This window comes from Jiella soli (assembly GCF_020615385.1).
Taxonomy (GTDB): Bacteria; Pseudomonadota; Alphaproteobacteria; order Rhizobiales; family Rhizobiaceae; genus VKMB-3413.
This window is the reverse complement of sequence record NZ_JAJAVB010000022.1, coordinates 154,735-175,945: the sequence shown is the minus strand read 5'-3', so window position 1 is coordinate 175,945 and position 21,211 is coordinate 154,735. Positions and strand designations below refer to the sequence as shown.

The window sequence follows — 21,211 nt, the reverse complement described above, 5'->3', positions numbered from 1 at the left end:
GACGCATGAGGCATCAAAGGGCGGTCAGTTCGAGCCCTTCGAGGAGAACCGGATCGACATAGCCGAGCGAGCCGGATGTCATGTAGTCGAGCTGGATCTTGAAGATCCGCGCGGCGTCCTTGTCCTTGTTCGCCCAGTCGAACCAGATCGGCACCGCGATTTCGGTCATCAGCGCGACATCGTCCTGGGTAAGGCGGGTGACCTCGGTGCCGTCTGCCTCGAATTTCGGCCAGGCTTCCTGATCGGCCTTCTGAATCGCCGCGTAATGGAGGTCCGAATAGGTGTGGACCTCCATCTCGACGAACTGCTTCAGCTTGTCGGGCAGCTTGTTCCAGGCATCCATCCCGACGGTCAGATCCATCAGGTCGACCGGCTGGTAGAGAGACATGAAGCCCGGAGGGCCCATCGAGATGTAGTTCGTCACCTGGCTGAAGCCGAGCGAGTAGTTGACCGCGGGCCCGACATAGTCGGCGACGTCGATCGTACCCTTTTCCAGCGCCGGGAAGATCTCCGAGCCGGGCAGCACCGTCGTCTTGGCGCCGAGCTTCTGGAACACTTCGGCGACCATGCCGCCGGGCAGGCGCATCTTGCGGCCCCGGAAATCGTCGATCGAGCGGATCGGCACCTTCGAATGGATGATGTTGGCGTCGTGCTGGATCGGCCCGACATAGTACATGCCCTGCTTGGCATAGAGCTCGCGGGTGATCTCGAGGCCGCCGAGGCCGTAGTAGAAGGTGTCGTATTCGGCGGGATTGCGCAGGCCGAGCGGATAGGACGACAGGAACACCGCCGCCGGGATGATGCCCTGCGCATAAATCGTATAGGGGTTGATCGCCTCGAGGACGCCGTTCTTCACCGCGTCGTAGAGCTGGAAGTCGCCGACGACGTCGTTGGCGCCGAAGGGGGTGAAGGCGAGTTCGCCCGATGTCTTCTCCTTGATGGAGGCGCACCAGGCCTTGAAGAAGTCGAGGCCGATGCCGCCGGGCCAGGACGTCTGCACCCGCCAGGTCGTGGTTTCGCCCGCGGCGGTCGCAATGGCCGGCGCCGCCAGCGTTCCGGCAGCCGCGACCGAGCCCAGCAGCGCCGACTGTCCGAGAAACTTGCGTCGATTAACCAATTGGTTTGTCATTGTTCCTCCCGATTCTCCAGCTGTGCGAAGTCGTTTCCTCCCAGACCTCGCAGCTGATATCGGAAGAGTAGTGGAACATCTCCTGCAATGGCAACAGCCGACATGATGTTTTCGCAGGTGCAAAATTGTATGCTTGCCTGATCGATGACGATCTTCCGTCGCTTACGCTGTTGTTGTTGGAAATTGCATTTCAGGATTCTTTTGAAAAGGAAGGTAGTTTCGATTTTCTGTTCGTAGGCTCGGGGAAATGGCGGGGGCCCGTTTTTGCCTGCCGTCCTCGCCGGGCGGGGCGCCCGGCTTCGCGTTGCACTCTCCTATTCGGTGGCCCTGCGCAATAAAGTCGTTGACATCGGGTTGCGCAGAGGCATAGCGTCCGCGCCATGACGACGATGATCATTCTCGTAGTAGGAAGGCGCACACGCGTGGCGGTCTGAGGACCGTCCGGCGACAGCCACGTGTGCGCAATTTCAAGGGCCCCGACGGGCCCTTTTTTATTGCCTCGAGGCCCGGACCGGCCTTGCGACTTTGAGAGACGGCGTCGAAAGCGGCGCAAAGCGACGGAAAACATCATGGACGCGAATGCACAGCAGCGAGAGATGACCGGGGCCGAGATGGTCGTTCAGGCTCTCAAGGACAACGGCGTCACCGACCTCTTCGGCTATCCCGGCGGCGCCGTGCTGCCGATCTATGACGAGCTTTTCCAGCAGGACAGCGTCCGCCATATCCTCGTGCGGCACGAGCAGGGGGCGGGACATGCCGCCGAAGGCTACGCCCGCTCGACCGGCAAGCCCGGCGTCATGCTCGTCACCTCCGGACCGGGCGCGACCAATGCCGTGACGGCGCTGCAGGACGCGCTGATGGATTCGATCCCGCTCGTCTGCATCTCCGGCCAGGTGCCGACGACGCTGATCGGCTCCGACGCGTTCCAGGAGTGCGACACCGTCGGCATCACCCGTCCCTGTACCAAGCACAATTGGCTGGTGAAGGATGTCAACGACCTCGCGCGCATCCTGCACGAGGCCTTCCATGTCGCCACCACGGGCCGGCCGGGCCCGGTCGTGGTCGACGTGCCGAAGGACGTCCAGTTCGCGACCGGCCTCTATTCCCCGCCGCCCGCCGACCGCACGCATGAGAGCTACCGGCCGAAGCTCGACGCCGATCCGGACAGGATCGCTGCGGCGGTCGAACTGCTCGCGTCCGCCAAGCGGCCGATGATCTACAGCGGGGGAGGGGTGGTGAATTCCGGTCCCGAGGCCGCGCGGCTTCTCACCGAGTTCGTCGAGATGACCGGCTTCCCGATCACCTCGACGCTGATGGGCCTCGGCGCCTATCCGGCCTCCGGCAAGAGCTGGATGGGCATGCTCGGCATGCACGGCACCTACGAGGCGAACTTGGCCATGCATGGCTGCGACGTCATGCTGTGCATCGGAGCGCGCTTCGACGACCGCATCACCGGTCGCCTCGATGCCTTCTCGCCGGGTTCGAAGAAGATCCACATCGATATCGACCCCTCCTCGATCAACAAGAACGTGCGGGTTGACCTGCCGATCATCGGCGACGTCGCTCACGTCCTCCGGGACCTGATCGCCGTCTGGCGTGAGAGGAAGGTCGCGGGGGATCAGCGTGCCCTCAAGGCCTGGTGGGAGGATATCGCGACCTGGCGCGCGCGCAACTGCCTCGCCTACCGCCCGAACGAAGACGTCATCATGCCGCAATACGCCGTCCAGCGGCTCTATGAGGCGACCAAGGACCGCGAGACCTACATCTCGACCGAGGTCGGGCAGCATCAGATGTGGGCCGCGCAGTTCTACGGCTTCGAGGCGCCGAACCGCTGGCTGACCTCCGGCGGCCTCGGCACGATGGGCTACGGCCTGCCGGCCTCGATCGGCGCGGCGATCGCCCATCCGGATGCGCTGTCGGTCTGCATCGCGGGCGATGCTTCGGTGCTGATGAACATGCAGGAGATGTCGACGGCCGTGCAGCACGGCGCCAACGTCAAGATCTTCATCCTCAACAACCAGTACATGGGCATGGTGCGCCAGTGGCAGCAGCTGCTTCACGGCAACCGGCTGTCGCATTCCTATACCGAGGCGCTGCCTGACTTCGTCAAGCTGGCCGAGGCCTATGGCGGCGTCGGCATGCGCTGCGAGAAGCCGGCGGATCTCGACGACGCGATCGCCGAGATGCTCGCGGTCGATGCGCCGGTCCTGTTTGATTGCCGGGTGGCGAACCTTGCCAACTGCTTCCCGATGATCCCGTCCGGCAAGGCGCATAACGAGATCCTCCTGCCGGAGGAGGCGACCGACGAGGTCGTCGCCCGGGCGATCGACGCCAAGGGCAGGGCCCTGGTGTAAGGCCGGACGGAGTACGCGAACCGCAGGAGCGGTCAAGGAAATGGCCGGCGCCTTCGAAGGCGCCGGCCGTTTCGATTCCCGATCTCCCACGGTCCGGATGCGGACCTGCGCTTCGCGCCAGTGCAGGGACGTCAGATGCCCTTCTTGAACTCGACCCGCCGGCCGTCCGAGCGGATCTCGAGGACCACCGGACTGCCGCGCTCGTCCGAGCCCGAGAAGATGAAGAAGCTTCGGTAGTTGTCGCGGCTCGACAGCGTCACATGCTCGATATCCGCATTGGGCAGCACCGCATCCGCAATGCGCGCGATCGGATCCGGCACGTCGCCCGGAGCGATTTCGCGGTCGACCTGGCGGATATGACCGGTGGGATCGACGTCGACCGAAACCTCGGTGCCGCGCCGGGTGATCCCGCGCAGCGAATAGACCCGATCCTTCTCCTCGCCCGCGACCGACACGCTCTTGAAGCTGACACCCGGCAGGGCAAGCTCGGCATTGCCGATGACGACGAGGGGCACCGGAACCATGTCCGGCTGGTCGGTCTCGCGCGAGGCGATCCGGTCCTTCGACTTCTGTTCGTCGCCATCGAGGGACGAGCCGTCCGGGGCCGCTTCGTCGGCCGAAACGCCCGGCTTGTTCATCTCGGCGGGCGAAGGCATGTCCTTGGCCATTGCGGTGTGACCGGCGGCGCTGTCGTCGCGCTCGGTCTGCGTGACCGACGCCGTCGGCTCCTGACCCGTCACGCCGGCCGCGTTCATGGCCGTAGACGGGTCCACGCTCTGGTCCATGTCGCTTTCGGCCTCGGCGGCCTCGGCGGCCTCGCTGCCGGTCGCCTCGGGCGAGATGCCGAGCGTTGCCAGATCGCCCTTCGTATCGCCTCCAGGCATTTCGCTGCCTGGGCCCATGTCCGGCGCCTGCGCCGTCGAGGGCTCCGGCGTCGCTTGATCCGAACCCTGATCGCTCATCGGCATGGCGGCGGTCTCGCCGCCCGAGGCCTCTGCCTGTTCTGCGGTATCGGCCAAGGAACCGGCCGATTTGTTCTTTGAAGAGGTCGGCTCATCCTCGGAGCCGTCAGCGCCGGAGGCTTCCAGCGCCGGAGTGCCTATCATGGCGTTGTCGGAGGGCGAGGCCTGCTGCGGGTCCATGGCCGCCGTGCCGGATCCGGCCTCGGGACCGCTCGCCTGGTCGGTGCCGGCCTCATCTTCGGCCGCCGGTTCGCCGCCCTGCGGACCCGAGCTCGCCGCCGTCTCCTCCGCGTCCGACTGCGCCGCATCCCGATCGGGTAGGATCGCAGGCGTCTCGGAAAGATCCGCCCCGTCCTTCATCATGGATGCGGCAGCCTTGGCGCTGTCCTCGATCGCCTGCTCGACCCCCGAGGTCTCTGCGCTGATGCCGGACGGCTCGTCGCTCGCGGAAGCCGCGGCTTCCTCTTCCGCCGGCTGCGAAGGCTGCTCATCGGAGGCGACGTTCGGCGTTTCGGAGAGGTCGGCTCCTTGCTTGATCTCGGCTGCGGCGGCTCCCGCGCTCTTGTCGATCGCACGCTTGGCAGCGCCCGCGACTTCGGCGGAGGTCGTCTCCTCCTGTGCCGGCTGCTCCGTGGCCGCTTCGCTCGTGCCACCCTGGCCTTCTGCCGGGATCGCGACCAGCCGGCCGTCGCGGCAGGTCAGGCGGAACGTACCGCTGGCGCCTTCGACGGTGATCAGGAGTTCGAAGGACGGCTGGCCTGCCGCCTGCGTCGGCGCACACTGGCTGCCCGCAAGACTCTGGGCCCCGGCCACTGCCGGCACAGCCGTCAGGGCGGCTGCGGCGGTAAGCATCGTCAACTGTCGCATGCAAGTCTCCCAACTTTCTGCGGTTATCATTCGGCGAACATCTCGCACGGTAAGATGCAGCGCGCATGACTGACGTCCAGCGCATTCCGCAATCGGCTTGGCCCGCTTTCCTTTTGCGCAATCGCAGCTATGGTGCCCCCGATTACCAGAAGCGACCGAGTTTCCGTCATGAGCCAGCCCGTCCAGCCGCCCGCCTCGGCCTATTTCATCACGCCCGAGAAGGAGGCGATCGAGAAGCGGACGCTCGCCATCCTTGTCGACAACGAGCCGGGCGTTCTTGCCCGGGTGATCGGCCTGTTTTCCGGGCGCGGCTACAATATCGAGAGCCTGACCGTCTCCGAGACCGAGCATGAGCGGCATCTCTCGCGCATCACCGTCGTGACGCGCGGTGCGCCCCATGTGATCGAGCAGCTGAAGAGCCAGCTCGACCGTATCGTGCCGGTCCACCGCGTCGTCGACCTGACGCGGGCCGCCGGCGAGGATGGCGAGACCGGCCCGATCGAGCGGGAACTTGCGATCGTCAAGGTGGCGGGACTGGCGGACAAGCGCGTGGAAGCGCTGCGTCTTGCCGACGTCTTCCGCGCCAAGGTGATCGACTCCTCGATCGAGCATTTCGTCTTCGAGATAACCGGCCGCCCGTCGAAGATCGACAAGTTCGTGGCGATCATGGCGCCGCTCGGACTGGTCGAGGTCTGCCGCACCGGTGTCGCGGCACTGTCTCGCGGCAAGGATGGCATGTAGGAACGGTCTTCGCAGCCTCTTCCGCCGCCGGAGCGTGAGTGCGACCGCTTTTGGAGTCGCATCTTCTGCAATGCGCAACTTCATGATTATGCAGCGGTAATCCTGCGTGAGATCGCTTGCCGTCCACGCGGCGCGCGTTCGGGCGACCAGGCACGCTCGGCCGCGATCGGTCCCCTCTTCGGCATTCCAGCGATCAAAAGGCGGATTGGCTCTCGCCGGGGGATTCCCGTGCCAGAATCCGAACGCTATGTTCGCCTATGTTAAAGTTGTGCCGTGGAGGCGCGCATGAACCGCAACGAGGAGCCGGACTTGGTCGAGGGTGAGGAGGAACGCTACCGACTGCTTGTCAATGCGATCACCGATTACGCGATCTACATGCTCGATCCCGACGGCTATGTCTCGAGCTGGAATTCCGGCGCGCAGATCTTCAAGGGATATACGGCCGAAGAGATCATGGGCCGCCATTTCTCGCGCTTCTTCACCGAGGAGGATCGTGACGGCGGGCTGCCGCAGCGCATCCTTTCCACGGCCGCCCGCCAGGGCCGCTTCGAGAGCGAGGGCTGGCGGGTCCGCAAGAACGGCGAACGGTTCTGGGCGCATGTGGTCGTCGATCCGATCCTGAGCCCTGTCGGGGAACTGCTCGGCTTCGCCAAGGTCACGCGCGATCTGAGCGAGCGCCTTCGCGAACGCGAGGCGCTGGAAAAGAGCGAGACGCAGTTCAAGATCCTGGTCGACGGCGTGTCCGACTACGCCCTCTACATGCTCGATCCCGCCGGGCATGTGTCGAGCTGGAACGTCGGCGCCGAACGGATCAAGGGCTACCGGGCCGAGGAAATCCTCGGGCAGCACTTCTCCCGGTTCTATACGCCCGAGGACCGCGAGCGAGGGGAGCCGGCGAGAAGCCTTGCGATCGCGACGCGCGAGGGGCGCTTCGAGAGGGAAGCCTGGCGCGTCCGCAAGGACGGCAGCCGCTTCTTCGCCCATGTCGTGCTGGATGCGATCCACGACCGGGCCGGCGACCTTATCGGCTTCGCCAAGATCACCCGCGACGTGACCGCCCGCCGCAATGCCGAACTCGAGCTCGACACGGCGCGCGAGGCGCTGTTCCAGTCGCAGAAGCTGCAGGCGATCGGCCAGCTGACCGGCGGCATCGCCCACGACTTCAACAATCTCCTGACCGCCGTGCTCGGCAATCTGGAACTGGTGCTGCGCCGCCTTCCCGAGGAGGCGGATGTCGTGCCGCTTCTGCGCAACGCATTGACCGGCGCAGAGCGCGGCGCCGCGCTGATCCAGCGCATGCTGGCCTTCGCGCGGGGACAGGAATTGCAGCCGCAGCCCGTGATGATCGACGAACTCGTAGACGGGATGCGCGATCTCATCGCGCGGTCCCTGGGGCCGGACATCACGATAACGCTCGACCTGCCGGACGAGCTGCCGGTGGTGCGCGCCGATCCCAATCACCTGGAATCGGCGCTGCTGAACCTCATGGTCAATGCCCGAGACGCGATGCCGTCCGGCGGCGAGATCGTGGTTTCCGTCCGTGACGAAATCGTCGCCAAGGGCCACCATACTCGTCTTCGCCCGGGTCGCTACGTCATGATGTCGGTCGCCGATAAGGGCGAAGGCATGGATCAGGCGACGCTCGCCCGCGCCCGCGAACCGTTCTTCACCACCAAGGGCGTCGGTAAGGGGACCGGCCTCGGCCTGTCCATGGTGGACGGCCTGGCCGCTCAGCTCGGTGGCCGCCTCCATATCGACAGCCGGCCGGGCAAGGGGACCCGTGTCGAGGTCTGGCTGCCGGCTGCGACGGAAGTGGCGCCCGCCGATACGCCGCGCGAGGAGCCGGAAGACGCGGGCCTTGTGCCCACGCCCGCATCCCGGTCCCTGACCATCCTCGCGGTCGACGACGACGGGCTGGTCCTGATGAACACCGAATCGATGCTGGAAGATCTCGGCCATGTCGCGCTGACGGCGATTTCGGCGAAGGATGCGCTCGAGATCCTTAGGCAGCAGCCGGGGGTCGATCTCGTCATCACCGATCATGCCATGCCACAGATGACGGGCTGCCAGCTGGCGGGCGAGATCGACGGCGCCTGGCCGCATCTTCCGATCATCCTCGCCACCGGCTATGCCGAACTGCCGGCAGGCGAGCTTCGCAAGCTGCAGCTTCTGAACAAGCCGTTCGGCCTGCGCGATCTCGAACGCGCCATCGGCCAGGCGCTGGCCTCCAGGGCGGCGGGGCCGGAGCAGGAGACGCTGCGACTGCACTGAGGCGGAACAAGCTCGCTCGACGGCGCGGACCCACCGGAGGTCTTGCCTCGCTGCGCCTGCCGCCGGTAGGCAGTGCGAGCCGCAGATGATTTAATGACTGCAGCGATTTGCGTTCGAATCGAACGGCCACGCCTCCGGAGACCCCGCTTGAAATTGTCACCCCAGCAGGACGAGGCCCTCAGGGCCGTCGCCGACTGGCTCGATCGCGGCGATCAGCCGATCTTCCGCCTGTTCGGCTATGCCGGAACCGGCAAGACCACGCTCGCCCGGTATTTTGCCGAAGGCATCGACGGCGCCGTCCAGTTTGCCGCCTTTACCGGAAAGGCCGCCCAGGTGCTGCGGTCCAAGGGTGCCAAGAGTGCCCGGACGATCCATTCGCTGATCTACCGGCCGCGCGGCGAGGAGACGGTCGAGGACCAGACCAGCGGTGTCTCGCGGGTCTCGCCGACCTTTTCCCTCAACCGCCAGAGCCCGGTCGCCAAGGCCAAGCTCGTCATCGTCGACGAATGCTCAATGGTTGACGAGGCGCTGGGCCGCGATCTCCTCTCCTTCGGCACGCCGATCCTCGTCCTCGGGGATCCCGGCCAGCTGCCGCCGGTCTCCGGCGGCGGCTTCTTCACCGAGGCCGAGCCAGACTATTTGCTCACCGAGATCCACCGCCAGGCGCGCGACAACCCGATCATCGAACTGGCGCTCGCCGTGCGCGAGGGGCGCGAGTTGATGTATGGGGACTACCGCACGGCCAGGATCATCTCCAAGCGCGAGGTCGAGCAGGACAAGGTTCTGGCCGCCGACCAGGTGCTCGTCGGAACCAACCGCACGCGCCGGCGCTACAATGCCCGTCTGCGCGAACTGAAGGGCTTCGAGGGGGCGCTGCCGATGGCCGGCGACAAGCTGGTGTGCCTCAGGAACGACCCGCCGAAGGGGCTGCTCAACGGCTCGCTCTGGCAGGTGATGACCGCCTCGCGCGAGACCGCAAAGCCTGGCGTCAACCTCCTCGTCAAGCCCGACGACGACGATATCGACCAGGGTGCGGCGAAGATCCGTCTCCTGAAGGCGGCGTTCGAGGAGCCGGATTCGGAGATCCCCTGGTCGACGAAGAAGCGTTTCGACGATTTCGACTTCGGCTATGCCCTGACGGTGCACAAGGCGCAGGGCTCGCAGTGGAACGACGTCATGCTGTTCGACGAGAGCTGGGCCTTCAAGGACACCCGCGCCCGCTGGCTCTACACCGCGATCACCAGGGCCGCCGAAAGCCTCACCATCGTCAAGTGATGCGGTCTCCGGCTGATCCAGCCGGAGACCGCATCACGAGGGCAGCGCGGCGTTTGAGCGTCTTTGAAATCCGTTATCGCGAAGCGATCAAACGGATTTCATTTGAGCCGGTCCGCGAGGAGGTCGGGCCGGCTCGCGATGTGGTTTATTCGGCCGGCGACAGCATGGTCGCCGGTGCGGTCGCCGGGCTCTTCACGAACAGCCAGAGGAACATCGCCCCGCCGATGATGACGATGGGCGCGCCAGTCATGAGGAGGAGGTTCGGCTGGCCGCTGGCGTCGATCATCACCTTGCCGGTCAAGAGGACGACCGTTCCGACTTCGTAGACGACGAGTTGCGGCAGGGCGAGGCGGCTCTGCCGCAGCTCCGGCCAGGCCTTGTGCATCAGACCGAACAGCACCGAGGCGACGAAGCCGAGAAGGCCGATATGGGCGTGCGACTGGGCGAAGTTCGGATGGCCGCTGGCGCCGAGCCAGGTGCCGAAGGCGGCGGCGCCGATCAGCCAGGCGAGGCCGAGCGAGGCGTAGATCTTGTCGATATTGCGCATGACCAGCTCCAGGTGGACGAAAGACCCCGATCGGTTCCGACCGGATTTGCCCCGGCCGCCCGATCGTCGGGACGCCTTCTGCATTCGTTCCGTTTCCCGGGGATGTCGCCGCTGTTTCGCGCCAGATTTTTTCGCGCGGCTGGTGAAGTCCGTCGCGTGAGAAGGATGGGCGAGCCGCGAACGAAAGAGGGGCGCAGCTTCCTGGAAAGCTGCGCCCCTCGCTAGGGAAGAGTTTTTCGTCCCGCTCAGCAGCCGCTGGCCGACAGATAGGCGGTGCGGTTCTCGACGCGGTCGACCTTGACCGAGCAGCCATTGCCGAGATCGGCCGACTGGCCACTGGCAACCTGCTGGCGACCGGCGCCCATCACGTAGATCGTCGCACCATTGTCGTTGACCGCCGACAGGAAAACCTTGTGCTCGCCGAAGGTGCGGGTCTCCCCGGTCATCATTCCGTCGCCGCCGGTAGAAGCCTGCTGCTGACCGGAACCGTTGCCCGTGGCGGCCGGCTGCTGCTCCTGCTGACCGGAACCGCTAGCCGACGCGTTCGCAGATGCCTCCTGGCCGGAAGCTGCCGGCTGCGCCTCGGAGGTGCCGGCATTCGCCGAGGCCGACTGGTCTTCGCCACTCGTGCCGGAGGCGGCTGCCGCCTCGTCCGCCGGTGCCGCGGCCGTTCCTTGCGCATTTTCTCCGGATCCGGAGGACGCCTGGCCGTTGGCGCCATCGGCGTCGTTCCCGCAGCCGGACGCCCTGAGCGTCGCCTGACCGTCCTGAATGCTCTCGAGCGTCACTTGGCAGCCATTGCCCGCGTCCATGGCGGATCCGACGTTCACCTGCTTGCGGCCCGCACCGCCGACCGCGAAAAGGGTGGCCTGATTATCGCCGATCCCCGAGACGAAGACCCGCGCGCCCTCGAAGATCGCGGTGCCGCCGACCGGGACGGTCGCCGAGACGCCGCTGCCGCTCCCCGACGCGGCCGCTTGCTGCGAGCCGCCGCTCGTGCCCGAGGCGCCGTTCGAAGCCGAATTCGCGGCTTCGTTCGAGGTCGCCGCCGGAGCCGCCGCCGGCTCGTTGCCGCCCGAGGCGGCCTGTCCGTCCGTGGACGTCGCGGCCTGTTGCTGGTTGTCGGAGGAGGCCTGATCGCTGGCCGCAGCCTGATCGCCGGAACCGCTGCCGTCGCAGCCGCTCGCGCTCAGTTGCGCCTCGCCGTTCTCGACGCCGTTCAGCGTCACCTGGCAACCATTGCCGGCATCCATGGCGGAGCCGACCTCGACCTTTTTGCGGCCCGAACCGCCGACCGCGAACAGCGTTGCCTGTCCGTCGCCGACGGAAGAGACGAAGATGCGGGTGTTGCCGAAGGTCGCGGTGCCGCCGGTCGGAACGCTTGCGGAGTTCGTTCCGCCGCTCTCGGAGCCGGTATTCGCGGCCTGCTGCTGGTCGCCCGTCTGTGCAGCTCCCTGCTGGCCGCCCTGTGCCGGAGCAGTGTTAGAGGAGGGCTGATTGCCGGCGTTCCCCGCCGACTGCTGCGGCTGGCGCTGCTGATCGCTACCGGACTGGCCGCCGGTCGCCTGCTGCTGATCGCTGCCGGACTGACCGGATGCCGCCTGCTGCTGGCTGCCGCCGCTCTGGCAGCCGTCGGCCGAAAGATAGGCCGCGCCTGCCGCAATCCCCGCCACGCTCACCGTGCAGCCGCCGCCGACATCGACGGACGAGCCGGACTTCACCTGCTGCGACTGGCCGCCGACGGCGATGGTCGCGCTGCCGTCCTGGCTGGAGAGCTCGGAGAGCTGGACCGTGCTGCCGCCGAAGATCGCCGCCTGGCCGGGCAGGAGGATGGCGCCGCTGGGGCCGACCTGCTGCGCCAGCGCCGCGGGGTCGCCACCGGCATTGCCGGACTGGGCCTGGGGCTGAGCCGGAGCCTGGCCGATCTGCTCGATGTTCTGCTCGACCCGCTGCAGCGTCGTGGCGATCTCGTCCATCTTCTTGGAGGACTGGTCGCTTGCCTCTGAGCCCTGCGACTTTTGGGCAGCCTGCTCCTGGACCAGATTGGCGAGAGCGTCGGTCTGCGCCTTCATCTGGTCCGTCAGTTGGACCACCTGGGTCTGAAGTCCCGCGACGGCTTCCTGGACCCCGTTGCCGGCCTGGCTCGCCTGCTGCGAGACGGTGTCGTTCAAGCTCTGGACGCTCGTCTGGATGTTACCGATCGGCGCCTTCAGCTGGTCGATCTCTGTCGCCAGCTGCTGATTGGCCTCGTCGATATTTGGTCCGAGAAGCCAGCCGATGAACAGGCCGACAAGACCTGCAATCACGATCGGAATGAATTTCGAGCCGCCCATGGGGTCTCCCTCCCAACACCGTCGATGTGCCGCTCACAGAACAGGGGCGGGCATGCCCGTGTCAACCGGCAAACGGTCCGCATCCCTCTCTCTAACGGCGTATTGACCTTCGAGAGGACACGCCTAAGCCACCGATGGCCGCGCCCGGCGATCCATCGGTGGCGCCGACTGTTGCGATCGGTTATTGGACCGGCTAGTGCGACCCCGGCCAAGGACGGCGAGTTCCCGCGATGACGACGATGCTTTCGGTCAATCTCAATGCGATTGCCATGCTGCGCAACCGGCGCGACCTGCCGTGGCCGAGCGTCACCGGGCTCGGCCGCATCGCGCTTTCCGCCGGAGCGCACGGCCTGACCGTGCATCCGCGGCCGGACCAGCGTCACGTCCGCTTTTCCGACCTGCCGGAGATCCGTGCCCTCATCGACGAAGAGTTCCCGGATGCGGAATTCAACATCGAGGGCTATCCCTCTGATGAGTTCCTGTCGCTCGTCGTCGACGCGCGGGCCGAGCAGGTGACGCTGGTACCGGACGATCCGAGCCAGCCGACCTCCGACCATGGCTGGGATTTCGGCGCGCAGGCGGATTTCCTCAAGCCGATCGTCGCCCGGCTGAAGAGCGAGGGCGCCCGCGTCTCGCTCTTTGCCGACGCCGATCCTGCGCAGATCGAGGCGGCGGCCGGGACGGGCTGCGACCGGATCGAGCTCTACACCGGACCATACGGGGCGACCCATTCCGACCCGAAGGCGGCCGCAGAATGGGTCGAAAAGCTGGGCGCGACGGCCGATGCGGCGCATCGTCTCGGTCTCGGCGTCAATGCCGGCCACGATCTCACGGTCCAGAACCTGCCGCCGCTCGTCGCACGAATTCCGGAGCTCGCCGAGGTCTCGATCGGCCATGGCCTGACGGCGGATGCGCTCGAATACGGCATGGCGGAGGCAGTCCGCCGCTTCCGCCGGGCCTGCGGGCAGGACGTCTGACCCCTTCGTCCGGACGGATACCGATCCCGGACTCAAAGGCGATGCCGGGCAGGAAGACGGCGAATTCTTCTCCGCCGATCCGGCTGACGAGACCGTCGGCGGGAACCGCGTGCGACAGCGTTTCGCCGATCGTGCGCAGGGCGTTGTCGCCCATCTCGTGCCCATGGGTGTCGTTGATGGCCTTGAAATGATCGGCATCGACGAGCAGCACCACCCCGCCTTCGACAAGGCGCTGGCGCGCCGATTCCAGGAAGTAGCTGCGGGCAAGAGCGCCGGTCAGCCCGTCGAACTTCACGAAGGTTTCGAGCTTGTCCACCGCGTCTGCGACGATCTTGACGATCCTGAGCGCGACCAAGGACACGGGGAACGCGATGACGAGCGGCAGGCCGATGGCGAGGAGCATGGCGAAGGCCCGCGCCTGAAACGGCAAAAACAGCGTCACGAGATAGACGAAGGTCGCCGTGGGCGTCACGGCGACCAAGGTGATCAGCACGGAATAGCGCAGAATATGGCGGCGCGATCGAAGTTGGATCATGCCGTATCTCATATCGCCTGCGACCCTAATCCTGGGTTCCCGTACCGTCAGCGCATTTCTTGCAGGGCGGGGAAACCGCCTATTGCGCCGGCTTGCCCTCGGGGACCGGCGTGTTCGGCGCGGCTGGCGCGTCGCTGGGGATTGGTGTCTTGTCGGGATCCGGCGGGGTGCTCGCCTCCTGTTCCGACTTTTTCTCGCCCGACCGATGCCGCTTGTGCTTGCGGACCTGCGCCGGCTGGACCGTCGTGTCGGGGTGGGTGGCGACGGCCTCTTCTCCGCCCTGCGAGGACGTGGTTCCGGAGGCGGGCGCGGACGATGCGGCCGCGAGGAGGGCGGCGAGCGCCAGGGACAGCTGCGAAGAGCGAGGCATGGATGTCTCCTTTTCGAGGCGGGGGTCTATCGGGAATCTCCCGCAGCCGGGCTGGTTCCGAACCGTCTTCGCCGAGGGCCCTTCGAGGCGTCGCTCCCGCGGGGCCGCGTCCGCGCCGGAGATTGGTTCACATTCACGCATCCAATCGCGGCGCAGCCCTCTTGCATCGCGCGTCACTTGCCGTTATCAGCCGAACCGTAACGTACGGTACGGCAAGCGCAGAGGTGGGAACAGTCGTGGGAGCGGAGCAGGTGGGCCTGGAGATCGAGCAGATGAGCGCGCGCCAGCGCGACGTGCTCGACGCCGTGCTGGGGCTCGTCCGCGAAACCCATCGCGCGCCCACCATGACCGCCGTCGCCAAGGCCGCGAGTTGCTCCAAGGAGACGCTCTACAAATGGTTTGGCGACCGTGACGGCCTTCTGACCGCGATGGTGCGATGGCAGGCCTCGCGCGTGCGCGGCCTGCCGCCGGCCTCGGCCCATCTCGACCGCGCCGCGCTCCTTGACGGGCTGGCGGAGTTCGCGCGCAACTGGCTGACCGTGATCTCCGGCCCGACCTCGGTCGCGCTCAACCGGCTGGCCATCGGCGAGGCCGGCTCCAACGGAGCCGATCTCGGCGCGATCGTCCTTCGGAACGGGCCGGTCGCCATGGCGCGGCGGCTGATGCCGGCGCTCGAAGCCGGGCGGACCGCCGGGCTCCTCGCCTTCGAGGACGGCGAGGCGGCGGCGCGCTGCTTCTTCGGCCTCGTCGTGCGCGACGTCCAGATCCGCCTGCTCCTCGGCGACGATCAGGCGCTGTCGGAGGCCGTGATCGGGCGCGATGCGCGGCGTGCGGCCGAACAGTTCATCGCCCTTTACCGGGCGGACGAAACTCGGCCGGCGACGGCCGAGGCCAACCACTCCAACCACTGAAGCAAAGTCTGAAACAGGAGGACATGCCATGCGCGTCTATTACGATCGCGACGCCGATCTGGGTCTGATCAAGTCGAAGAAGGTCGCCGTCATCGGCTACGGCAGCCAGGGCCGCGCCCATGCGCTGAACCTGAAGGATTCCGGCGTGCCGGAAATTGCCATTGCGCTGCGCGAGGGCTCGGCGACCGCCAAGAAGGCCGAGGCCGACGGCTTCAAAGTGATGAGCGTCGCCGAGGCGGCCGGCTGGGCCGACCTGATGATGATGGCGACGCCGGACGAGCTCCAGGCCGACATCTACAAGAACGAGATCGCGCCGAACATCCGCGACGGCGCTGCGATCGCCTTCGCGCACGGCCTCAACGTCCATTTCGGTCTGATCGAGCCGAAGGCGAGCGTCGACGTCCTGATGATCGCGCCGAAGGGCCCGGGCCATACGGTGCGCTCCGAGTATCAGCGCGGCGGCGGCGTCCCCTGCCTCGTGGCGGTGCATCAGGACCCGTCCGGCAACGCCCTCGACCTCGGCCTCTCCTATGCCTCGGGCGTCGGCGGCGGACGCTCCGGCATCATCGAGACGACCTTCCAGGAAGAGTGCGAGACCGATCTCTTCGGCGAGCAGGTGGTGCTGTGCGGCGGTCTCGTCGAACTCATCCGCGCCGGCTTCGAGACGCTGGTGGAAGCCGGCTACGCGCCGGAGATGGCCTATTTCGAGTGCCTGCACGAGGTGAAGCTGATCGTCGACCTCATCTATGAGGGCGGCATCGCCAATATGAACTACTCGATCTCCAATACCGCCGAGTGGGGCGAGTACGTCTCCGGTCCGCGCATCATCACGCCGGAGACCAAGGCGGAGATGAAGCGGGTCCTCACCGACATCCAGACCGGCAAGTTCACCTCCGAATGGATGCAGGAATACCGCTCCGGCGCCGCCCGCTTCAAGGGCATCCGCCGCAGGAACGACAGGCACCAGATCGAAGAGGTCGGAGAGACGCTGCGCGGCATGATGCCGTGGATCAAGGCGAACGCACTGGTCGACAAGCAGCGCAACTGACGCTCCGGTCGGCGCCTGCCGCCGATCCACGGCCCCCTGTCTCGCCCGTCCTTTCGGCATTGCCGCTGCGGGCGGGCGGGCGGGGAATCACGGGAAGATGGCTCCGGGAGTGGCACTTTGCCGCTGGAGTGCCTTCCCGCGAGCCCGGGCGTCCAGATTGCCAGCCCGTGGGCAAGAACTGCTGAATCTCGTGCTCGCGAGTTAACGCTTTGCTCATGCACTTTTCCGATAATGCGGGCTCGCGAGGTTCGACGGAGGCCGCAGATGACAGCGATTCCGGATGACGAGCAGAGCGACGAGGAGCGCCGCGTCGCGCCCCGCATGCGCGTCCTCAAGCGCGGCAAGGTGATCTTCAACAACGGCTTTTCGACCTTCGACTGCGTCGTGCGGAACGTGTCTGCGACGGGCGCCCTGTTGACGCTGGCCGAGTCCGCGCATCTGCCCAAGGAGTTCTCGATAAGGATCGGCGAGGAGAAGGACGCGCGCCCGGCCAAGCTCGTCTATCGCCGGTCGATGTTCGCGGGAATTCGCTTCCTCGACGTTGCGGGGGAGGACGAGGACGCCTCCTTCGGCGGGTTCGCCGTTGGCCAATCCGGCCAAGCCGACCAGTCGGTGAGCGAGGCAGGTGGCATTCGCCGCATCGAGCCCGAAGGCCTGCCGGACGGACTGACGCGACACTTCGCCTGGCGGCGCTGAGTGCCCACGCCTTTGCACTCCTGAGTGCGTCGCGGCAAAGCGTGAACCGGACGCTTTCTTCCGCAGGCTTTTCCCTGTAACGGATTCTCTGGGGGATGCCCGAGGGAATAAGGCCATGACGAAAAATCTCGATGCGGCGATCGACTCGATCAAGGACCGAGTGACTGACATCTGCGAGTTCCTGCACGAGATCGAGGCCGGCAAACCGGTCGACGAGCAGGCGCTGGCCGACGCGGTGCATGACTGCTCCAATGTCACCCAGTCCGTGACGAGCCTGAAGCGGGTCGTCGGTCGTATGGAACGCAAGGACTGACCTTTCGAACGTTCCGGCTCCGAAGAAGCATCGAGGCGGAGCTGGACGTCCATCTGCGCCGATCTGCAGCGCATGAATGGCCGGTCGCTGTACCGGTAGCGAGGCGATGACGAAAGCCACGCGGTCGGGCGGCCGCCGATCTGCGAGGCGCCCGCGTCCTCTTGCGCGAAGGGAGATTTTGCAATGATGGTCGCCACCGACATCGCTTCGCGGGTCTGGAACCACACCTTCAAGCTCGATCCGATCATCCGCAGCCTGCTCGATACGGATTTCTACAAGCTCCTGATGCTGCAGATGGTGCGGGGCCTCCATCCCGAGGTCGACGTCACCTTCTCGCTGATCAACCGCTCACGGCGGGTCAAGCTGGCCGAGATCATCGACGAGCGCGAGCTGCGCGATCAGCTGGACCACGCCCGGTCGCTCACCTTTTCCAAGCGCGAGATGATCTGGCTCGCCGGCAACACCTTCTACGGGACGCGGCAGATCTTCCGGCCGGACTTTCTCGAATGGCTCGCCGAGTTCCGGCTGCCGGAATACGAGTTGCGCCGGGTCGACGGCCAGTTCGAGCTCTATTTCCACGGGCCCTGGACCCACACGATGATGTGGGAAATCCCGGCTCTGGCGATCATCAACGAATTGCGGTCCCGCGCCGTGATGAAGGACTTCAAGCGCTTCGAACTCGATGTCCTCTACGCCAGGGCCAAGGCCAAGATGTGGGAGAAGGTCGAGCGCCTGCAGGCGCTGCCGAACCTTCGGATCTCCGATTTCGGCACGCGTCGGCGGCACTCGTTCCTGTGGCAGCGCTGGTGCGTGGAGGCCTTGAAGGAAGGGCTCGGCAATCGCTTCATCGGATCCTCCAACGTGCTCCTCGCCATGGAGACGGATCTCGAGGCGATCGGCACCAATGCGCATGAGCTTCCCATGGTGCTCTCGGCGCTCGCCAAGGACGATACGGCGCTGAGAGAGGCGCCGTACGCGGTGCTGCAGGAATGGCAGAGCTATTACGGCGGCAACCTCCTGATCGTGCTCCCGGACACGTTTGGGACGCCCGCCTTCCTGCGCGATGCCCCGGCCTGGCTTGCCAAATGGACCGGTTTCAGGCCCGACTCCGCCCCGCCCATCGAAGGCGGCGAGGAGATCATCGCCTGGTGGAAGAAGATGGGCGAGGATCCCCGCGATAAGCTGCTGGTCTTCTCCGACGGCATGGATTCCGATTCCATCGAGCGGACCTATCGCCATTTCGACGGCCGGGTGCGCATGAGCTTCGGCTGGGGAACGAACCTCACCAATGATTTCCGCGGTGTCGCGCCGGAGCCGATCGTCGGCCTCGACCCGATCTCGGTCGTCTGCAAGGTCGCAACGGCCAATGGCCGCCCTGCCGTCAAGCTCTCCGACAATCCCGCCAAGGCGACCGGCGAGGCTTCGGAAGTCGCGCGCTACAAGCGGGTCTTCGGCGAGCCGAGCTATGCCGAGCGCGAACTCGCCGTCTAGGGGCAGGGGCGCCGACATCCCGGTGGGTTGAGGGCGGGCGACGTTCCGCGTCGGCCTGGCTCTCGGCCATGGACTGCGACGCCTTGTGATTTCCGTGGCGGCAGGCAGTCGTCTCCCAGACTTCGTCCGGCCCGACAGCGTGGTTCAGCGCTGTACACTTTCGCTTGCTTATCATAACTCTGCTTATTATATGCAAGCCATGTCTCAATCCCACGCTCCCAGTCTCGGCCTGCTCCTCATCGACGCCGCGCGGCTGCTGCGCCGGCGCTTCGAGAAGGAGTGCCGCGACCTGCCGATGACCTCGGCGCAGTCGCAGATCATCGCCCGCCTGTCGAAGAACGAGGGCATCGGCCAGACGGCGCTCGCCGGCCTGCTCGAGCTGGAGCCGATGACGCTCTGCCGTCACGTCGACCGCATGGAGGCGGCCGGGCTGGTCGAGCGCCGCCAGGATCCGGCCGACCGGCGCGCGCGGCAATTGTTCACGACGGAGAAGGGGCGGACGGTTCTCGAGCCGATGCGGGCGCGTGCCGCCACGGTCCTGGAGGAGGCCCAGACCGGCCTTGACCGCGCGACGCGCGAGACGCTGGTCGAGGCTCTCTCCACCATCATTCAGAATCTGTCCGCCAGCGAGACCGCACGGCCGGCGCGGCGCGACGACCCGCAGCCGGACGGAACGGATGAACGCAGGCGGGAGCCGACGGGGGAAATCGCATGAACGCCCAGCCCGACAAGAAGAGCTTTGAGACCGGCGACAAGCTTGAGGCGAAGGTCTCCGAGTCCCCAGCCGAGAGCGCGAAGTCGGCCGAAGCCGCGCCGGCCGAGCAGCCGGCGAAGCCGCTCGTCGCCGCCACGCCGAAGAAGAAGCGCCGGCCGATCCGCAAGCTGCTGATCGTCGCCGTGCCGCTCGCTCTGGCCGCGGGCGGAGGCTATTACTGGGTCACCGGCGGACGCTACATCAACACCGAGGACGCCTACGTCCAGCAGGACCGGGTGACGGTCATGCCGCAGGTCAGCGGCCAGATCGCCTCCGTCGCCGTCTCGGAGAACGAGTTCGTCAAGGCCGGCCAGCGCCTCTTCACCATCGACGACAGTGTCTATCGCAACGCCGTCGAACAGGCGCAGGCCAATCTCGAAAGCGCGCGTCTCGACGTTGAGAAGCTGAAGGCCGCCTACAAGCAGGCAGTCGCCGACCGGCAGTCCGACGCCGACGCGCTGCAGACCGCGCAGACGACCTACGACCGGCAGAGTGCGCTGGTGAAGCGTGGCGTCGCCTCGCAGTCGGCGCTCGACGATGCCCGCCTGGCCCTCCAGCAGGCAAAGGGCAAGTTGTCGAGCGCCGATCAGGAGGTCCTGTCGGCCAAGGCGGCGCTCGCCGGCAATCCGGACATCGCCACGGACGAGCATCCGGAGGTGATGCAGGCGCTGGCGAAGCTCCACGCGGCCGAGCTGGACCTCGCCCACACGACCGTGACGGCTTCCGAGCCCGGCATCGTCAGCCAGACCGACCGGCTCCAGGTGGGACAGTATGTGACGCCCGCGACCTCGGTGATGAGCGTCATCGAGACGAGCGACAGCTGGGTCGAGGCGAATTACAAGGAAACCGAACTGACCGACATGCATGCCGGTCAGCCCGTCGACGTGGCCTTCGACACCTATCCCGACCGGACCTTTCACGGCACGGTCGGCTCGATCGGCGCCGGGACCGGCTCGGAATTCGCGCTGCTGCCGGCGCAGAACGCGACGGGCAACTGGGTGAAGGTCGTCCAGCGCATCCCGGTGCGCATCGCCATCGCCGACGATCAGGGCATGCCGCCGCTGCGCGCCGGCATGAGCGCCAGTGTCACCGTCGACACGGGCAAGGCGCGCGGTGTGCCGGAGTTCCTGCAGCCGACCGTGACCGCGCTCGGGCTCGATAAATGGCTCGACCAGGGCAGCGCCATGGCGGCGACGTCGGGCGGCGCCGGCATGGCGAGCGCCGACGCGTCCGCCGGGAATGGAGGGGCTACCGCCAGCGCGGCAGCCGCATCGCGGTGAGCGCCGCCGCGGCGGCCACTCCGCAGGGCGGCGCGGGCGTTCCCCACAAGGGTCTGATCACCGTCTCGATCATGCTCGCGACGATCATGCAGGTGCTCGACACCACGATCGCCAATGTCGCGCTGCCGAACATGCAGGGCTCGCTCGGTGCCGCCCAGGACCAGATCACCTGGGTCCTGACCTCCTACATCGTCGCCGCGGCGATCATGACGCCGGTCACCGGCTGGCTGTCCGATCGGATCGGCCTGCGCGAGCTGTTCATCGCCTCGGCCGCGGGCTTCGTTCTCGCCTCGATAGCCTGCGGCTTTGCGACCAGCCTCGACGAGATGATCGCCTTCCGCCTGTTCCAGGGCATTT

The 21,211-nt window shown here is 66.4% G+C and carries 17 protein-coding genes and 2 pseudogenes; 13 read left to right on the top strand and 6 right to left on the bottom strand.

Annotated elements, in window-relative coordinates; all coding sequences use genetic code 11:
• Positions 1 to 13 precede the first annotated feature (13 nt).
• Positions 14 to 1,129: a TRAP transporter substrate-binding protein DctP gene (gene dctP / locus LH400_RS12350; protein ID WP_229153014.1), complete on the bottom strand. Its 1,116-nt coding sequence runs from the start codon at positions 1,127 to 1,129 to the stop codon at positions 14 to 16.
• A 569-nt stretch (positions 1,130 to 1,698) separates the two neighbouring features.
• On the opposite strand from dctP, the gene LH400_RS12345 reads away from it, so the two are divergent.
• Positions 1,699 to 3,483, top strand: coding sequence for an acetolactate synthase 3 large subunit (locus LH400_RS12345; RefSeq protein ID WP_255617170.1), 1,785 nt, complete (start codon positions 1,699 to 1,701; stop codon positions 3,481 to 3,483).
• A 131-nt stretch (positions 3,484 to 3,614) separates the two neighbouring features.
• Here LH400_RS12345 and LH400_RS12340 read toward each other — a convergent pair whose 3' ends face one another.
• Positions 3,615 to 5,312, bottom strand: a complete 1,698-nt coding sequence (locus LH400_RS12340) for a hypothetical protein (RefSeq protein ID WP_229153013.1) — start codon at positions 5,310 to 5,312, stop codon at positions 3,615 to 3,617.
• A 168-nt stretch (positions 5,313 to 5,480) separates the two neighbouring features.
• Here LH400_RS12340 and ilvN point away from each other — a divergent pair, with 168 nt between their 5' ends.
• The 3 genes from ilvN (at position 5,481) to LH400_RS12325 (ending at position 9,599) form a co-directional block, all read left to right on the top strand.
• On the top strand, positions 5,481 to 6,053 hold the full coding sequence (gene ilvN, locus LH400_RS12335) for an acetolactate synthase small subunit (protein ID WP_229153011.1): 573 nt from the start codon (positions 5,481 to 5,483) through the stop codon (positions 6,051 to 6,053).
• Positions 6,054 to 6,338: 285 nt separating this feature from the next.
• On the top strand, positions 6,339 to 8,324 hold the full coding sequence (locus LH400_RS12330) for a hybrid sensor histidine kinase/response regulator (protein WP_229153009.1): 1,986 nt from the start codon (positions 6,339 to 6,341) through the stop codon (positions 8,322 to 8,324).
• Positions 8,325 to 8,471: 147 nt separating this feature from the next.
• Positions 8,472 to 9,599, top strand: a complete 1,128-nt coding sequence (locus tag LH400_RS12325; RefSeq protein ID WP_229153008.1) for an ATP-dependent DNA helicase — start codon at positions 8,472 to 8,474, stop codon at positions 9,597 to 9,599.
• Positions 9,600 to 9,744: 145 nt separating this feature from the next.
• Here the strand turns inward: LH400_RS12325 and LH400_RS12320 are convergent, their stop codons facing one another.
• Both LH400_RS12320 and LH400_RS12315 read right to left on the bottom strand, forming a co-directional pair.
• A complete protein-coding gene (locus LH400_RS12320; RefSeq protein ID WP_229153007.1) occupies positions 9,745 to 10,146 on the bottom strand; it encodes a hypothetical protein in 402 nt (133 codons plus the stop codon).
• A gap of 245 nt (positions 10,147 to 10,391) precedes the next feature.
• Entirely contained in the window at positions 10,392 to 12,479 is a 2,088-nt protein-coding gene (locus LH400_RS12315) for a hypothetical protein (RefSeq protein ID WP_229153006.1), read from the bottom strand.
• Positions 12,480 to 12,709: 230 nt separating this feature from the next.
• Here LH400_RS12315 and LH400_RS12310 point away from each other — a divergent pair, with 230 nt between their 5' ends.
• Positions 12,710 to 13,456, top strand: coding sequence for a pyridoxine 5'-phosphate synthase (locus tag LH400_RS12310; RefSeq protein ID WP_229153005.1), 747 nt, complete (start codon positions 12,710 to 12,712; stop codon positions 13,454 to 13,456).
• A 40-nt stretch (positions 13,457 to 13,496) separates the two neighbouring features.
• Here LH400_RS12310 and LH400_RS12305 read toward each other — a convergent pair.
• Positions 13,497 to 13,859: pseudogene (locus LH400_RS12305) on the bottom strand (GGDEF domain-containing protein); the annotation flags it as partial.
• Between the two features lie 211 nt (positions 13,860 to 14,070).
• The gene (locus LH400_RS12300; RefSeq protein WP_229153004.1) at positions 14,071 to 14,361 is read right to left on the bottom strand and encodes a hypothetical protein; all 291 of its coding nucleotides are present in this window, start codon (positions 14,359 to 14,361) and stop codon (positions 14,071 to 14,073) included.
• Positions 14,362 to 14,633: 272 nt separating this feature from the next.
• Here LH400_RS12300 and LH400_RS12295 point away from each other — a divergent pair, with 272 nt between their 5' ends.
• From LH400_RS12295 to LH400_RS12260, 8 genes and pseudogenes are all read left to right on the top strand, one after another.
• Complete coding sequence (locus tag LH400_RS12295) at positions 14,634 to 15,272, top strand: TetR/AcrR family transcriptional regulator C-terminal domain-containing protein (protein ID WP_229153173.1); 639 nt, start codon at positions 14,634 to 14,636, stop codon at positions 15,270 to 15,272.
• Positions 15,273 to 15,300: 28 nt separating this feature from the next.
• A complete protein-coding gene (gene ilvC / locus LH400_RS12290; RefSeq protein WP_229153003.1) occupies positions 15,301 to 16,320 on the top strand; it encodes a ketol-acid reductoisomerase in 1,020 nt (339 codons plus the stop codon).
• Positions 16,321 to 16,584: 264 nt separating this feature from the next.
• Positions 16,585 to 17,016, top strand: coding sequence for a PilZ domain-containing protein (locus LH400_RS12285; RefSeq protein WP_229153002.1), 432 nt, complete (start codon positions 16,585 to 16,587; stop codon positions 17,014 to 17,016).
• Positions 17,017 to 17,131: 115 nt separating this feature from the next.
• On the top strand, positions 17,132 to 17,329 hold the full coding sequence (locus tag LH400_RS12280) for a hypothetical protein (protein ID WP_229153001.1): 198 nt from the start codon (positions 17,132 to 17,134) through the stop codon (positions 17,327 to 17,329).
• A gap of 186 nt (positions 17,330 to 17,515) precedes the next feature.
• Complete coding sequence (gene pncB / locus LH400_RS12275) at positions 17,516 to 18,820, top strand: nicotinate phosphoribosyltransferase (protein WP_229153172.1); 1,305 nt, start codon at positions 17,516 to 17,518, stop codon at positions 18,818 to 18,820.
• Positions 18,821 to 19,019: 199 nt separating this feature from the next.
• Positions 19,020 to 19,535 (top strand): MarR family winged helix-turn-helix transcriptional regulator, encoded by a 516-nt coding sequence (locus tag LH400_RS12270; protein WP_229153000.1) that lies wholly within the window; start codon positions 19,020 to 19,022, stop codon positions 19,533 to 19,535.
• Positions 19,532 to 20,854: an HlyD family secretion protein gene (locus LH400_RS12265; protein WP_229152999.1), complete on the top strand. Its 1,323-nt coding sequence runs from the start codon at positions 19,532 to 19,534 to the stop codon at positions 20,852 to 20,854. Before LH400_RS12270 ends, LH400_RS12265 begins: the two co-directional genes overlap by 4 nt.
• A 71-nt stretch (positions 20,855 to 20,925) precedes the next feature.
• A pseudogene (locus LH400_RS12260) lies at positions 20,926 to 21,211 on the top strand (MFS transporter); the annotation flags it as partial.

Excerpts from the sequence above, each read along its gene's own strand:
- LH400_RS12310 (WP_229153005.1), top strand. The coding sequence starts at position 12,710 with ATGACGACGATGCTTTCGGTCAATCTCAATGCGATTGCCATGCTGCGC.
- LH400_RS12330 (WP_229153009.1), top strand. The coding sequence starts at position 6,339 with ATGAACCGCAACGAGGAGCCGGACTTGGTCGAGGGTGAGGAGGAACGC.
- pncB (WP_229153172.1), top strand. The coding sequence starts at position 17,516 with ATGGTCGCCACCGACATCGCTTCGCGGGTCTGGAACCACACCTTCAAG.
- ilvC (WP_229153003.1), top strand. The coding sequence starts at position 15,301 with ATGCGCGTCTATTACGATCGCGACGCCGATCTGGGTCTGATCAAGTCG.
- ilvN (WP_229153011.1), top strand. The coding sequence starts at position 5,481 with ATGAGCCAGCCCGTCCAGCCGCCCGCCTCGGCCTATTTCATCACGCCC.
- LH400_RS12345 (WP_255617170.1), top strand. The coding sequence starts at position 1,699 with ATGGACGCGAATGCACAGCAGCGAGAGATGACCGGGGCCGAGATGGTC.
- LH400_RS12340 (WP_229153013.1), bottom strand. The coding sequence starts at position 5,312 with ATGCGACAGTTGACGATGCTTACCGCCGCAGCCGCCCTGACGGCTGTG.
- LH400_RS12270 (WP_229153000.1), top strand. The coding sequence starts at position 19,020 with ATGTCTCAATCCCACGCTCCCAGTCTCGGCCTGCTCCTCATCGACGCC.
- LH400_RS12280 (WP_229153001.1), top strand. The coding sequence starts at position 17,132 with ATGACGAAAAATCTCGATGCGGCGATCGACTCGATCAAGGACCGAGTG.
- dctP (WP_229153014.1), bottom strand. The coding sequence starts at position 1,129 with ATGACAAACCAATTGGTTAATCGACGCAAGTTTCTCGGACAGTCGGCG.
- LH400_RS12285 (WP_229153002.1), top strand. The coding sequence starts at position 16,585 with ATGACAGCGATTCCGGATGACGAGCAGAGCGACGAGGAGCGCCGCGTC.
- LH400_RS12315 (WP_229153006.1), bottom strand. The coding sequence starts at position 12,479 with ATGGGCGGCTCGAAATTCATTCCGATCGTGATTGCAGGTCTTGTCGGC.
- LH400_RS12295 (WP_229153173.1), top strand. The coding sequence starts at position 14,634 with ATGAGCGCGCGCCAGCGCGACGTGCTCGACGCCGTGCTGGGGCTCGTC.
- LH400_RS12320 (WP_229153007.1), bottom strand. The coding sequence starts at position 10,146 with ATGCGCAATATCGACAAGATCTACGCCTCGCTCGGCCTCGCCTGGCTG.
- LH400_RS12300 (WP_229153004.1), bottom strand. The coding sequence starts at position 14,361 with ATGCCTCGCTCTTCGCAGCTGTCCCTGGCGCTCGCCGCCCTCCTCGCG.
- LH400_RS12265 (WP_229152999.1), top strand. The coding sequence starts at position 19,532 with ATGAACGCCCAGCCCGACAAGAAGAGCTTTGAGACCGGCGACAAGCTT.